11 protein-coding genes are annotated in these 10,951 nt (G+C 64.8%); 4 read left to right on the top strand and 7 right to left on the bottom strand.

The genetic code is table 11. The features are described 5' to 3' along the window. The first annotated feature begins 1 nt into the window (after window position 1). The 3 genes from BLP99_RS18670 to BLP99_RS18660 all read left to right on the top strand — a co-directional run bounded on the left by BLP99_RS18670 (window position 2) and on the right by BLP99_RS18660 (window position 3,508). On the top strand, window positions 2–1,621 hold the full coding sequence (locus BLP99_RS18670) for a DUF2300 domain-containing protein (RefSeq protein ID WP_092181398.1): 1,620 nt from the start codon (window positions 2–4) through the stop codon (window positions 1,619–1,621). A gap of 3 nt (window positions 1,622–1,624) precedes the next feature. Beyond that, a complete protein-coding gene (locus tag BLP99_RS18665) occupies window positions 1,625–2,455 on the top strand; it encodes a YfaP family protein (RefSeq protein WP_072395630.1) in 831 nt (276 codons plus the stop codon). A gap of 162 nt (window positions 2,456–2,617) precedes the next feature. Beyond that, window positions 2,618–3,508: an MBL fold metallo-hydrolase gene (locus BLP99_RS18660; protein ID WP_072395632.1), complete on the top strand. Its 891-nt coding sequence runs from the start codon at window positions 2,618–2,620 to the stop codon at window positions 3,506–3,508. Window positions 3,509–3,567: 59 nt separating this feature from the next. Here the strand turns inward: BLP99_RS18660 and BLP99_RS18655 are convergent, their stop codons facing one another. From BLP99_RS18655 to BLP99_RS18625, 7 genes are all read right to left on the bottom strand, one after another. Further along, complete coding sequence (locus BLP99_RS18655; RefSeq protein WP_072395634.1) at window positions 3,568–4,500, bottom strand: phosphatidate cytidylyltransferase; 933 nt, start codon at window positions 4,498–4,500, stop codon at window positions 3,568–3,570. Between the two features lies 1 nt (window position 4,501). After that, window positions 4,502–5,122, bottom strand: a complete 621-nt coding sequence (locus BLP99_RS18650) for a lysophospholipid acyltransferase family protein (protein ID WP_072395636.1) — start codon at window positions 5,120–5,122, stop codon at window positions 4,502–4,504. Between the two features lie 9 nt (window positions 5,123–5,131). Further along, complete coding sequence (locus BLP99_RS18645) at window positions 5,132–5,587, bottom strand: hypothetical protein (protein WP_072395638.1); 456 nt, start codon at window positions 5,585–5,587, stop codon at window positions 5,132–5,134. After that, window positions 5,584–6,915 (bottom strand): phosphatase PAP2/dual specificity phosphatase family protein, encoded by a 1,332-nt coding sequence (locus BLP99_RS18640; RefSeq protein ID WP_092181395.1) that lies wholly within the window; start codon window positions 6,913–6,915, stop codon window positions 5,584–5,586. The genes BLP99_RS18645 and BLP99_RS18640 overlap by 4 nt, the downstream gene beginning before the upstream one ends. Beyond that, complete coding sequence (locus BLP99_RS18635) at window positions 6,915–8,672, bottom strand: bifunctional alpha/beta hydrolase/class I SAM-dependent methyltransferase (RefSeq protein WP_092181392.1); 1,758 nt, start codon at window positions 8,670–8,672, stop codon at window positions 6,915–6,917. The genes BLP99_RS18640 and BLP99_RS18635 overlap by 1 nt, the downstream gene beginning before the upstream one ends. Window positions 8,673–8,683: 11 nt before the next feature. Beyond that, entirely contained in the window at window positions 8,684–9,307 is a 624-nt protein-coding gene (locus BLP99_RS18630) for a CDP-alcohol phosphatidyltransferase family protein (protein ID WP_072431423.1), read from the bottom strand. Window positions 9,308–9,496: 189 nt separating this feature from the next. Continuing rightward, the gene (locus BLP99_RS18625) at window positions 9,497–10,408 is read right to left on the bottom strand and encodes a LysR family transcriptional regulator (protein ID WP_072431422.1); all 912 of its coding nucleotides are present in this window, start codon (window positions 10,406–10,408) and stop codon (window positions 9,497–9,499) included. A gap of 95 nt (window positions 10,409–10,503) precedes the next feature. On the opposite strand from BLP99_RS18625, the gene BLP99_RS18620 reads away from it, so the two are divergent. Continuing rightward, window positions 10,504–10,950 carry an ester cyclase gene (locus tag BLP99_RS18620; RefSeq protein ID WP_092181389.1) on the top strand — a complete coding sequence of 149 codons (447 nt, stop codon included), beginning with the start codon at window positions 10,504–10,506 and terminating at the stop codon, window positions 10,948–10,950. Window position 10,951: the final 1 nt, after the last annotated feature.

The raw sequence follows: 10,951 nt of genomic DNA, 5'->3' as shown, positions 1-10,951 counted from the left end.
CATGCGCGGCCTGCTGGTTGGGTGGCTGTTGTGCTTGATTCCTGCGCTGGCGACAGCGCAGGACGAGCCACTGCGCCTGGCCTTCGACGGCCAGCTGCTGCGGGTGGGCCAGGGCCAGGTGCTGGACCGCCAGCCGTTGCCCGATTCCCTGCAGGCACCACTGGGCAGCCTGTGGAAGCTGTTCGTCTACGCCTGGCTGGTGGACACCCATGCACAGGAACCGGCCTACGAGTGCCGCGGCCAGTCCAAGGAAGAAGTGTATTGCTGCAGCGCCGGGAAGAGCATCGGTCGCGACCAGGCCCTGGTGAAGTCCTGTGGGCTGTATTTCGAGCCGCAGCGGCTCGGGCTGGGGGCCACGGACTGGCGAGACTACTGGCAGGCTCGCCAGGCGCCGTCCTGGCTGCTGGACCTGCCCGCCCTGCAACCGCAAAAGCAGGTGCCCGTCGTCGAGCTGCTCGAGGCGCTGGCCACGTTGCCGGCCCAGGACCAGGCCCGTCGGGTGCTGCTGGATGTGGTGCTCAACGCCTCGGATGGCCGGCTTGTCGGTCAATTGGGCAGTCGCCTGCGGGTCAAGACCTGGAGTTGGCTCGGCGAGCAGGGGCCGGCATCGCGCCAGGGTGGCTTCGCCGGTTGGCTGGCCGATGGGACGCCCGTATGGGCCGGGGGGCGGGGCACCAGCCAGCAGGTCCTGAAGGTGTTCGGTGACGGGCTGGCCGCGGCGCTGCCGGTGCGTTGGCCGGCCGAAACGGGACGTTGCGTGGAAGTGGGCCTGTTTGCCCGCTACCCGTTGCAGCGTGTCATGTCGGGTGATCGGCCGGTCGCGCCGGGTCAATTGCGCGGTGATTACCGCGTCGAGTTCGCCAACGGCAACCAGTTGGATATCCATAGCGACGGCGAGCTGTTCCTGACGCCCGGCAAGCTGGTGGCGCGGCTGGACCGGGAGGAATACGTCGCCCGGGTCCTGCAGCGCGAAGCCAAGGCCGAACCCTCCGAAGCGGCCAAGGCCCTGGCCGTGGCGATTCGCACCTACCTGTTGCAGAACGCCCAGCGCAACGGCGATTGCCTGAGCATCGACGACAGCAGCCATCGGCAACGGGTCGCCCCGCGCCCGGCGACGGCCGAAACCCGGTCGATCGCCGCCTGGACCAACGACCTGGTCCTGGCCGGCACCGATGTGACCTATCACTCCGACCAGCCAGGTCCGGACAAGCTGTCCTGGCAGCAGGCGGTGGAACAAGCCAGCGCCGGGCAGCGCTACGACGCGATCCTGCTGCATGCCTATCCACGCGCCAGCCTCAGTCGCTGGGACAATCCGGTGGCGTCCTGCGAAGCGTTGCCGGCTGCCCAGCAATGGCTGCTCAAGCAGCGTCGAGGCTGGCGTCCTCGGCTGGAAAGCGAAGTGGGCTACAACGAAATCAGCGCTTTTGCAGTATGCCGTCTCGCCTTCGGCCGGCCTTATGTCGACCGCGAGCGCCAGCGCATCTACGTTCGGGGCGTGCTATCGCTCCAGGACCGCCTCGACCTGACTCATGAATACCTGCACCTGGCCTTCGAAGCTCATCCCAACGGCCAGGACGAAGACTATATCGAAGGGCTCGCCCGTCACCTCTTGCTGGAATAGACCATGACACTCCGTTATCCACAGGTCTTGCTGTTGCTCTGCGCCATGACCGCGTTGCCCCTGGCCGTTGCCGCTGACGGCATCAAACTCGACACCCCGGTCGGCGGCTGGCGCAGCGGCGCACCGGGCGGCGAGGATGAAAACTTCAGCCAGACCGTCAACTACCCGGCCTCGTCGGTCAATACGCCCCAGGGCCAGGCCGGCACGGCCCGCATTACCGGCCAGATCAAGGCCATGCCCAAGGACACGAGCGAGCCGGGCAAACTCATCGTCAACGGCGTGAGCCTGCCGTTGAAGCTCGATCCAGAGGGGCGCTTCGACCGGCCATTCTCGTTTCCCAACGGCACCAACAGCGTCGAAGTGCGCAGTCCCGATGGCCAGCATCGTCACCGCACCCAGTTCCTCAACACCAGTGGCGGCGCCACGCCGGCCAAGCTGCGGGTCTTGCTGACCTGGGACAGCGACGGCACCGACCTGGACCTGCACCTGCTCACGCCCGACGGTGCCCACATCTGGTACGGCGACCGGGTCGCCCCCAACGGTGCCGCGCTCGACGTCGACGTCACCACCGGCTACGGCCCGGAGATCTTCGCCATGCCGGCACCGATCAAGGGGCAGTACCAGGTCTACGTCAACTACTACGGCGGCGGTTATCGCAACGAGGAAAGCGATGAAGACGCAGAATCAGTCGAGCAGGCGAAACAAGCCCTGACCACGGCGCAGATCACCGTGATCACGGAAGAGGGCACGCCGAGCGAAAAAATGGAGACGTTCGTGGTCCCGATGCGGGCGCCGGGGGAGTTGACCCTGGTGAAAAGTTTTAGTTATCCGTGAGGAGAATTGGCCAACAGCTGTTGGACAATCGTGGGTGGTAGACAGGCAGGAGACTGTCACCGCCTGTCGCCTTCACTGAATTCCCAACCCCCCTTCCAGTCGATTCCAGAGAGCCCATAAAGAACCGAACCAGACGCCCCACCCCGCGAAAGGAGGCCATCCATGCGCATCCATCACCTGAACTGCGGCTGCATGTGCCCGGTGGGCGGGGCGTTGTTCGATGGCTACAGTCGTGGGCTGACGGCGTGCCTGGTGTGTCACTGCCTGTTGGTCGAAACAGACACCAACGGCCTGATCCTGGTGGACACCGGATTCGGCCAGCGGGATATCCAGACCCCCGAGCGGCTGAGCCGATTCTTTCGCACGTTCAACAACATCCGGTTCGAGCATCGGCTCACGGCGCTGGAACAGATCCGACGCCTGGGTTTCGACGCCCACGATGTGCGACACATTCTCTTGACTCACCTGGATTTCGACCACGCCGGCGGGCTCCAGGATTTTCCCCAGGCGCGGGTGCATGTGATGCGCGACGAGATGGCGGTGGCCCGCTCCGCGAACACCTGGATCAGTCGGCGTCGGTTCCAGGCCCGGCAGTGGCAGGGTGTGGACAGTTGGGAGTTCTACACCACGGAAGGCGACACCTGGTTTGGCTTCGACTCGGTGCGGGCGCTGATCGGGGCGGAAGAAGAGGATATTTTCCTGGTGCCGTTGCAGGGCCATACGGCTGGTCACGCCGGGATCGCCCTGCGCACCCCCGGCGGCTGGATGCTTCACGCCGGCGATGCGTATTTCTTCCACGATGAAGTCCATCAACCCGAACGCCATTGTCCGCCGGGCATGCGGTTTTATCAGTACATGATGGACACGGACCGTCCGGCACGCCTGCATAACCAGAGTCGTTTGCGGGAACTGGCGTTGTCCCGGGATCATCAACCTGTCGAGATCTTTTGCAGCCACGACGTCCGGGAGTGGGAACGAGCCGTGGCCCGAGCGCGCAAGCTGCGGGTCGACTCCAGTGCTATGCCGTCGGCCACGGGCAAGCAGTCAACCTGACGCTGGCCTGATGTTGCCGAACAGCTGCTTTCCCTTCGCCCACTTTCAGTGGGCTTTTTTCAGGTCCACCAATACCGGACCAGATGAAAGAAGATCGGTGCCGCGAAACACACCGAGTCCAGTCGGTCGAGCATGCCGCCGTGGCCTTCGATCATATGGCCCCAATCCTTCACCCCGCGGTCGCGCTTGATCGCCGACATCACGATGCCCCCGGCAAACCCCAGCAGGTTGATCAGCAAGGCGATGAGGAACGACTGCCAGGGGTTGAACGGCGTGATCCACCACAGCGCGCCGCCGATCAGCGAGGCCAGCAGGATGCCGCCGGCAAAGCCCTCCACGGTCTTCGAAGGCGACAGGTTCGGTGCGATCTTGCGCTTGCCGAACAACTTGCCGCACACGTACTGCAACACATCCGACAGCTGCACCACGATCACCAGGTACGCGATCAGCAACAGGTTGCGGCCCTCGAAACCGGCGATGTCCAGGGTCAGCAAGGCCGGGACGAAGGAGATGCAGAACACCGCGATCATCAATCCCCACTGCACCTTCGAAGCACGCTCCAGGAAGTGCGTACTGTCGCCGCCCAGGGACGCCAGGATCGGCAGCAGCAGGAACACATACACCGGGATGAAGATGGAGAACAATCCGTACCAGTCGTAGTAGATCAGCAGGTATTGCAGCGGCAGCGCCAGGTAGAACGCGGCCACCAGGGCCGGGTAATCGCTGCGTCGGGTGGGCGTCAGGGTCAGGAATTCCCGCAGGGCGTAGAACGACACTGCGTAGAACAGCAGGATGACCGCCGCATTGCCGAGCCAGAACGCGATGCCGATCACCAGCACCATGATCCACCAGGCATTGATCCGCGCGTTGAGGTTATCGATGACCGAGTTCGGTGCGCCCTTGGTCCGCAGTTTGAGGATGAAGCCGATCACGGACGCCAGCACCAGAATCGCGCCGATTCCGCCAAACAACATCAGGGTGTATCGATCCATGTCAGACGTGCTCCGGGGCCAGTGCCAGCAGTGCGGCGCGGCTGCGTTCAAGAAATTGCTCTTTGCTTTCGCCTTCTTCGATGCACAGCGGTGCACCGAAACTGGTGGTGCATAACAGGGGCAAAGGCAGCACCCGGCCCTTGGGCATGACACGGTTGAGGTTGGCGATCCATACCGGGATCACTTCGACCTCGGGATGGCTTTTCATCAGGTGATAGATCCCGCTCTTGAAGGGCAGCAGACCTTCGTCTGGGTTGCGCGTGCCCTCGGGGAAGATGATCAGCGAGTCGCCGTTGTGCAGGGCATCGAGCATCGGTTGCAGCGGGTTGTACCCGGGATCCTTGCGCTCCCGGTCCACCAGCACGCCATTGAACACCCGGTTGATGATGTAGCGGCGCAGCGGGCTGGTCTGCCAATAGTCGGCACCGGCCACCGGGCGAGTGAGCTTGCGCAGTGCCGGCGGCAGGGACGCCCAGAGCAGCACGAAATCGCCATGGCTGCTGTGGTTGGCGAAATAGATCCGCTGCACCGGCCGCGGCGCGCAACCGAGCCACAGGCTGCGGGCGCCCGTGACCATGCGGGCGGCGGAGGTGATGAGGTTGGCGACCACGGGTTCGAACATGAGGATTCCTTATCCTGAAAAGGCTAGCCAGGGACTGGCCAGGATGAAGCCCAGCGTCAAGACAACTTGTGCCCCCAGCAGGCGCGACTGTCGACGCAACAGCATCAACGCGCCTCGTTGGCGTTCGCTCCACAGGCGGCCGGCGCGTTCGGCCGGCTGCAGGCCCAGGGTGGTGAGGGCCTGATCCAGGGCGAAGGTGCGCTCGGCCAGCGAATGGGGGCTGTCGGCCATGCGCTGGAACAGATCGGCATCGAATGCCACGCGCAGCGCCCAGTATTTTTCCAGCAAGCCGAGGACGATCAATGTGGCACTCAACAGCAGCAACCATGGGTCGATCACGCCCACCAGCCATTGCCCGAACCCCAGCAGCGCCGCCAGCAGCGTCAGCCCGGTGGACAGCTGGTCCAGGGCGTGACCGCGGCGCAACAGGCTCGCGACGGTATGCAGTTCCATGTCGCTGATCATCGCTGGTGCTCCTCGGCCAGTTGCGTCAAAACCCGGCGGTGGGCCGGATGCAGTACGACGCCCGGGCGGGCCCGTTGGACTTGCCCGATGGCGTCATCGACACTCGCCGCCCGGCCACTGTGCAGCAGCCACGCGGCCACGGCGGTGGCGCTGCGTGAATAGCCCAGGGCGCAGCAGACCAGCACCGGCCCGTATGGGCGCAAGTTCTCGATCGCCTGCGCCGCTTCCAGGCATTGCCCGGCTGTCGGCACCGTCAAGTCGAGCACCGGCAATGAGCGGTAGGCGATGCCAGTGCTGTCCACGGACAGTTCGGCGCAGAGGTCGAGCACGCCGCTGAACGGGCTGCCCTTCAATTCCGCCGACGTAGGCACGCGCCCCAGCCAGACGCCATCCGTGACCTGATCCGGCTGCGGATGCTGGCGTGTCCACCAACGGGAATTGACCCAGGCGGCTGCCAGGTAGGGGGCCAGCATCCAGCGTACGGCGGGGTTCAGCCGGCCATCGGCACGCTTCTGGAACCCGTCGGCGCCGAACAGCAGGTAATTGAGCGCCACCCAAAGCAGCGCCACCGCCGGCCAGACCAGCCACAGCCAGGCGCCGGCGAAGGCAAACGCCGGAATGGACATCGCTGCCGCGCCCAAGGCATAACGCAAGGCCAGTCGCAGGCGTGCGCGGTCATGGCTCAGGCGCGCGCTTCGCAACGGGCTGGGCCGATCCAGCGGCCACAGCCAGACACACAGCCAGCCGGCCAGCGCGCCGGTGGGAACGTCGATGAAATGATGCTGGTAAGTGGTCAGCACCGACACGCCGATCAAGGCGAACCAGCCGTGCATCAGCCAGCGCCAGATGCCTTGCAGATGGCGCTGGTAGCAAACCCAGAGGATGACCAGCAACGCGATGTGCAGCGAGGGCGCCTGGTTGAATGGCTTGTCGAAACCGGCCAGCACGTCGAACAGCCAACCGAACACCCCATCCATCTCCGGTCGGGCGAAGGTGAAGCGCAGCGGCCAGAGCAGGAAGCAACTGACCGCGATCGCCTGGGCCGTGAGCAGGCGCAAGGCGTGTCGCTTGAGGGCCTCGCGGCTGTTGGGCAGCAGCAGGGACAAGCCATACAGCAGGTCGATCGACCAGTACGGCACGATGGTCCAGGCCATGAACGGCATGTGGCTTTCCCAGCCGAACACCAGGCTGCCGACATCGTCGCGCTGGGACGTGACCCAGGTGGCGAAGCCGTAGGTGCTGAAGAACAGCGGGGCCAGCAACAGCAGCCAGAACACCGCCGGCTTCAGCAGCGCCGGCTCCCGGGCGGGGGCGATGACAGCGCTCATCACTGCACTCGCTGGGCCAGCGAAACGCTGAAGATGCCCCACGCATCGACCCGCAGGGTGATCTTGCGAAAGCCTGCAGCCTCCACCAGTTGGTCCATTTCCGCCTGGCTGCGCCGACGCATCACCCACGCCTGCCCGGCGCGGTGGCTGGTGAGGGCGCGGGCAATGAGCTCCAGCTGCGGGTGCCACGGCTGGCCGGTGTAGATCAGGAACCCCCCCGGTTCCACCGCTTCGGCCAGGCCCGCGAGGGAGCCGCCGACCATCTGGTTATCGGCGAACAGCTCGTACAGGCCGGACACCACCGCGAGGGTCGGCTTGGGCTCCAGGGCTGCCAGGTCCTGGCGATCGAAAGCATCGCCTTTGACGAAACGGGCGATGTGCCCCAGGCCTTTTTCCTGGATCAATGCGCCGCCATCACGCACGTTGATGTCGCTGTAGTCCCGCAGCAGGATCGACTCCGGCAACGGGCTGACACCCTGCAGCGCTTCGAGAATGTAGCGGCCGTGGCCGGCGGCGATATCGACGATGCGCACTTCGCGCTGCTCTTCGCGCAGCTTGCCCATGGCCAGGCGCAACAGTTCCTCCACGTGCAGCTTGCGCTGGCGGATGCCACGCCAGCCGATGGAATCCAGGTAGTTCCGGTCGATCAGCCGCCCCAGCGCCGAAGTACCGGTGGCGCGGTTGCGGTAGACATAATCCAGGGTGCTGCCGGAGTCGAAACCGGTGTCGAAGCCCAGCTTCACGCCGGCTGACAGGGTGCTGCCCAGGCGCATGCTGGCGCGGGTCATGCGCCAGTACAGGTCGCGCGGCGAATTGTGCGGCAGCGGCATTGCCAGGGATTCGGCTTCGGCGCAGGTCGCGCCCAGGCGGTCGGCATCCAGCAGGGAAGGGCGCTCCAGGGGGCGTTCGAAATTCTGCAGGATAAAGCGCCGGGCGCTGGCAATGGCCGGTGCGCGGTGCTTCTCCCCCAGGGTGTCGTGAAAGAAACCCGGCAGGATGTGCTTCTCTTTCTGCAGGCTGCCCAGTCGCTCGAAGAACTGTTCCTGGGGTTTGCGGTGCACCACGAAGTCGGAACCGGAGATCAGCAACTGCGTCGGCACCTGGATCGCCTGGGCATCGGCCACCACCCGCTCGGCGGCTTCGTACAGGCCCAGCAGCACATTGACCGAGATGGCCTTGGTGATCAGCGGATCGCTGTCGTAGGACGCCACGCGTTGCGGGTCATGGCTGAGGAATTTCGCCTTGACGTAGCTGTTGACGAAGAAATTGCCGCGAAACCTGCGCATCAGCGCCAGGCCCGGACGGGCGAAAGGCACGTAGAGCTTCACCTTGAACGCCGGCGATGCCAGCACCAGCGAACGGATGCGCGGTGCATAGTCATGGACCCAGGTCGCGGCGATCACCGCGCCGACGCTTTGCGCCACCACGGCGATGTTCTGTTCATCGATCTGGTGCTGCGCGCCGATGTGGTCGCAGAACGTCTGTACATCCCGCGCACTGGTGGCAAAGCTCGGGCTGTCGCCCCGCTCGCCAGGGGACTGGCCATGGCCCCGGGCGTCCCAGGCAAAAAAGTCGAAGCCGGGCAGGTCCAGTTCGTCCACCAGGTGCGCGATGCGCCCGGAGTGTTCGTGGCCACGGTGAAACAGCAGCACGGCCTGGCGGGGTTCGCCCGGGGCCACGTCGACGGCCGGCCAGTGTCGGTAGAACAGCTCCACGCCGTCATGGGTGGTGAATGTCCGGTGTTGGGCTTCGCGCATTGCAAGATCCTTTATGCTGAGGGAGCGTTTTCCTTCACTTGGTCCAGGCCATGACGCACCCGGTTGACCAAGGTATAAACCAGCAGGGCGGCAACCACCGCCATCACACCATCGACCCAGGGAGCCCCGAGCCAACCCAGGGCGATGCCAGTCGCCAGCACGCCCAGCACGAAGGCCCGGTCACTCTTGCCCATCGGCCCGTCGTAGCGTCGCGAAGCCCCGACCATCGGCCCCAGCACACCGGCGTATTCGCTGAACAACGCCAACAGCGTGACCGACAACACGAGCAACAGGCTGGCATCGGGAATCAGGGCGAAAGGCAGGATCAGGGCAGCGTCGGCGATGATATCGCATAGCTCGTTGAGGTAGGCGCCCAGATGCGATTGTTGGCCGAACTCCCGGGCGAGCATGCCATCCACGGCGTTCAAGGCCATGCGCAGGAACATCCAGGCTGGCACCAATACGAACACCCAGGGGTGCTGGGCGAACCCGGCGACGATCGCGCCGACCAGCACTGAAACGGCACCTGCCAGCACGGTGACCTGGTTGGCGGTGACGCCCTTGTCGTAGAGCCGTTGGACCATGGGCCGCAGCAGGTTCTGGAAGGCGGGTTTGAGTTGGTAGATCGAGGGCATCGCGATGGTCTCGGGACGTTGGCGGACGTGATGAATGCAGGTGCGAGATTACGACAGGTCATGGCCTGGCTGGTGGTGTATTTCTCCAGATTGGGCTCAGGTCTACATCTTGCCGTGAAAGGCCTGGCTGGTATCGCGTGCCGGGGAGCAAGAGGGACCGTCCCCATGGCCGCCACGCTGGCCGTGGCGTCATAGCTGCCCGGCGACTTCGGCGATCAATTCCCTGAACCATTGCTGCGCCGGATGGGACTCGCTGCGCCTGTGCCAGATCAGGTCGAAGGTCATCGGCGGCAGCGTCACCGGTGGCGGGAACATCACCAGCTTATGGCTGCCGGCCGCGCTCATCGCCACTCTTCGCATCACCGTGGCGGTCAGCCGGGTACGGGCGATCAGCGAGGGGACGGCGAACATCTGCGGCAATGTCAGGGCGAGCTCCCGCTGTTTTCCTTGCTGGGCGAGAGCCTGGTCCACCACGCCGTACAAGTCTTGCTCGGGAGACACCAGGACATGGCGCAGCGCCAGGTAAGCCTTGAGGGTCATGGCGCGGCGGGCAACCGGATGGTCATGGGCCACGATGGTGACGAACTCGTCCCTGAGCACGGTTCGATTCAGGATCCTCGCCGCAGCCTGGGTCGGCGGCACGCCCACCGCCGCGTCGATCAGGCCGTTGTCCAGCATGTCGACGGTATGGTCGCGGTCGTTGAACGCATGGACATTCACCGAAACCCCCGGCGCCTGTTCGGCGAGGGCCTGCAACAGGGCGGGCAGGAGCACATAGGCCGGGTAGTCCGACAGGCCGAGCTTGAATACCGCGCGAGCCTCGGCAGGGTTGAACGCGGGGCGCTCCACCAGTGCCACCTGCAACTGATGCAACGCCTGGGCGATCGGCACCGCCAGTTCCCGGGCCCTGGGTGTCGGCAACAGACCGTCGGCGCTGCGGGCAAACAGCGGATCGCCCCACAGTTTGCGAAGCCTGGCCAGGGCCGCGCTCATCGCCGGCTGACTGACCCCCACCCGAGCCGCGGCCCGCGTAACGTTGCGCTCGGTCATCAGTGCGTCGAATGCCACCAGCAGGTTCAAATCGATGCCATGAAAATCCATGAATCAAATAAACATCTATATCGGTTATTTGTTAGACGGATCGTATCCCGCCCTCGCACTATCTTGCTACCCCACCTGGCCACAGCGAGAAACCGATGAACATCTCCAGCATCAGCCTTGCCGACCAACTGCGCGCCGAGCGCCTGGCGGTCGAAACGTTCTACCGCGCGTTCAGCGACAAACAACCGGATCTGGTCGACGAAGTGCTGGCCCCGCACTGGGACGACATCCCGTTGGCGTCGGGGCAGGCCCCCGGCCCTGAAGGCATCAAGACCATCATCCGCAGCGTTGTCCAGGCGTTCCCCGATGTGCGGATCGTTATCCACGACGTGGTCCAGGAGCCTGGAAAAATGGCCGTGCGCGCGCAAATCAGCGGCACCCATGACGGTGAGCTTTTCGGCATCGCCGCCACCGGCAGGCAAGTCAGTTTCCCCATCCATGAATTCCACCGCTTCCACGACGCGAAGCTGACGACGACATGGCACCTGGAAGACTGGTTCGGCGTGTTCATCCAGCTTGGCCGGTTCCCCACCCAGGCCTGAA

It is taken from the genome of Pseudomonas sp. NFACC32-1 (assembly GCF_900101215.1).
Taxonomy (GTDB): domain Bacteria; phylum Pseudomonadota; class Gammaproteobacteria; order Pseudomonadales; family Pseudomonadaceae; genus Aquipseudomonas.
The sequence above is the reverse complement of the archived record's forward strand: the minus strand, read 5'-3'. Positions and strand labels throughout refer to the sequence as shown.

Bases quoted from the DNA above. Each gene is read 5' to 3' on its own strand.
- BLP99_RS18620 (WP_092181389.1), top strand. From the start codon at position 10,504: ATGAACATCTCCAGCATCAGCCTTGCCGACCAACTGCGCGCCGAGCGC.
- BLP99_RS18640 (WP_092181395.1), bottom strand. From the start codon at position 6,915: ATGAGCGCTGTCATCGCCCCCGCCCGGGAGCCGGCGCTGCTGAAGCCG.
- BLP99_RS18660 (WP_072395632.1), top strand. From the start codon at position 2,618: ATGCGCATCCATCACCTGAACTGCGGCTGCATGTGCCCGGTGGGCGGG.
- BLP99_RS18630 (WP_072431423.1), bottom strand. From the start codon at position 9,307: ATGCCCTCGATCTACCAACTCAAACCCGCCTTCCAGAACCTGCTGCGG.
- BLP99_RS18665 (WP_072395630.1), top strand. From the start codon at position 1,625: ATGACACTCCGTTATCCACAGGTCTTGCTGTTGCTCTGCGCCATGACC.
- BLP99_RS18670 (WP_092181398.1), top strand. From the start codon at position 2: ATGCGCGGCCTGCTGGTTGGGTGGCTGTTGTGCTTGATTCCTGCGCTG.
- BLP99_RS18625 (WP_072431422.1), bottom strand. From the start codon at position 10,408: ATGGATTTTCATGGCATCGATTTGAACCTGCTGGTGGCATTCGACGCA.
- BLP99_RS18650 (WP_072395636.1), bottom strand. From the start codon at position 5,122: ATGTTCGAACCCGTGGTCGCCAACCTCATCACCTCCGCCGCCCGCATG.
- BLP99_RS18645 (WP_072395638.1), bottom strand. From the start codon at position 5,587: ATGATCAGCGACATGGAACTGCATACCGTCGCGAGCCTGTTGCGCCGC.
- BLP99_RS18655 (WP_072395634.1), bottom strand. From the start codon at position 4,500: ATGGATCGATACACCCTGATGTTGTTTGGCGGAATCGGCGCGATTCTG.
- BLP99_RS18635 (WP_092181392.1), bottom strand. From the start codon at position 8,672: ATGCGCGAAGCCCAACACCGGACATTCACCACCCATGACGGCGTGGAG.